At 34.3% G+C, this 1,906-nt stretch carries 3 protein-coding genes; all 3 read right to left on the reverse strand.

Features of this window, described 5'->3' with window-relative positions:
* The coding region (locus Q0E71_RS06750; RefSeq protein WP_294797261.1) for a hypothetical protein at positions 1-287 on the reverse strand (287 nt) is incomplete at its 3' end.
* A gap of 4 nt (positions 288-291) precedes the next feature.
* On the reverse strand, positions 292-1,125 hold the full coding sequence (gene mreC, locus Q0E71_RS06755; RefSeq protein ID WP_294797263.1) for a rod shape-determining protein MreC: 834 nt from the start codon (positions 1,123-1,125) through the stop codon (positions 292-294).
* 4 nt (positions 1,126-1,129) lie between these two features.
* Complete coding sequence (radC, locus tag Q0E71_RS06760) at positions 1,130-1,831, reverse strand: DNA repair protein RadC (protein ID WP_294797265.1); 702 nt, start codon at positions 1,829-1,831, stop codon at positions 1,130-1,132.
* Positions 1,832-1,906: the final 75 nt, after the last annotated feature.

A 1,906-nucleotide genomic window follows, 5' to 3' on the forward strand; every position in this document is an offset into this window, starting at 1 on the left:
AATAAATTCTCCATATTAATGTTGTCTCTGATGAAATATATCATTAGATAGATTATTGTAAATAGAAATAAATTTACAAACAATACTTCATGCGCAAGTAAATCGTTTAAAGTGGCTACTAGCACAGTCCAGACTAAGCCTTCTCTCTCCTTCGCAAGTAAGGCAAGTGAAACTATTATACAAAGCGTCAAGTTAAAGACAAAGTTCGGCGGCAAAAAGTTTGGCAAAATCGCTGCTTTTAATATGTAGTTTATAAATAAAAAAATTAAAAACGCTAATATTTTCATTTCGCTACCTTTTTATTATAAATACATTGGAAACATCTTTTATATCAACTGCCGCTTTTATTTTAATGATCTTCTTAAGATTGGATTCATCGTTAACTACTTCAACTACTTCTCCTAGGTAGATGTTTGCTGGATACTCATCAGATGAACTAGATGTGATTAGCTTGTCGCCAACAAGGACGTCTGCGTTTGAGTCAAACATGTAACCTTCGATAGTAGAGTCAAAAGTGCCACCCATAACGCCCGACTCGTTGTTTCTAAGTATATTAAAGCTTACTTTAAACTTATCGTCGTTAAGCGATATTACTCTAGATGAGTCCTTTGATGCGTCTGTGACCTTGCCTAATAGGCCTTCGATATATACATTGTTTTGTATCTCAGAAGCGCCTATAACTATGTCACCATCTTTGATACCGTCCTTTGTTCCCTTGTTGATGGTAAATCTCTTATACCATTCATCAGGATCCATAGACGCTATCTTGGCCTTTGTTAAATCATATTTTGTATTTTGTAGTAAATTGTATTCTTTTTTAAGATAAGATGACTTCATAATAACAGTTTCGAGCTCTCTGTTCTTGTCTTCAAGCACAGTAACTTTGTCTTCAAGCTCTTTAATCTTGCTACTTGTATCATCTTTTGAAAATAAATTTTTAAAGCCATTAGAAATTCTGTTTGCCCCATCGTAGAAGAAAGCCGATACCTTAGACATAATATCGCTAGGAGCAGACTCAAGACTATTAAGCCCCTTCTTTTTATTGTTAAGGCTAATAATCAAGACTATGGCTAATACTAAAATTAAAATTGTGAAAAATACTTTATGTTTTTTAATAAAATTCATTCTATCACTCCATGAGATTGTGTTCTTTAAAACTAAAGAATGTATCTCCAATAATTAAATGATCTAAAATAGATATACCAATAATTTTCGAGCACTCTACGAGTCTGTCTGTTAGTAATTTATCCTCGTTTGATGGGCTCGAGTCACCGCTTGGGTGGTTATGAATAAGTATGCAGCTGCTTGCGTTGCACTTTACAAGGTCTCTAAATACATCTCTTGGATGGACTTGCGTTGAGTTCACAGTGCCTTTAGAGACTTCGATGATCTTAATAAGTTTAAGTTTTGTATCAAGTGCAAGCACTATAAACTTTTCTTGAGGCTCGTTCATAAACTCATTCCTATAGGCTTTGTAAACCTTTTTTGGATCGTTTAAGCTTTCTGCTTCATATAAGCTCGATGGTCCTGTAAGTCTCCTTGCTAATTCAAGTGCGGCTATTATTTGACATGCCTTTGCCTTGCCGATGCCATTAACCTCAGTAAGGTCTTCTACCTTTAGTGAAGCGTAGCCATTTAAGTTATTAAATCTTTTTAAAATTTCTTTAGATAAATCAATTGCGCTAAAGTTTGTTGTGCCAGTACCTATGATTATAGCAAGGATCTCAGCTAGTTCAAGTGCTTCTCTTCCGCGGCTGATGAGCTTTTCTCTCGGCCTTTCATCAAGCTTTATATCTTGCATCATTAATTTTTTCTCTTCAAAATCATTCATTGATAAAACCTCTGATATTCTTAAATCTATTGATAAAAAGTTCTGCAATTTTAGCTATAAGTATGGATGTAAATG

The sequence above is a fragment of the uncultured Fenollaria sp. genome (assembly GCF_934202865.1).
GTDB lineage: Bacteria > Bacillota > Clostridia > Tissierellales > Peptoniphilaceae > Fenollaria.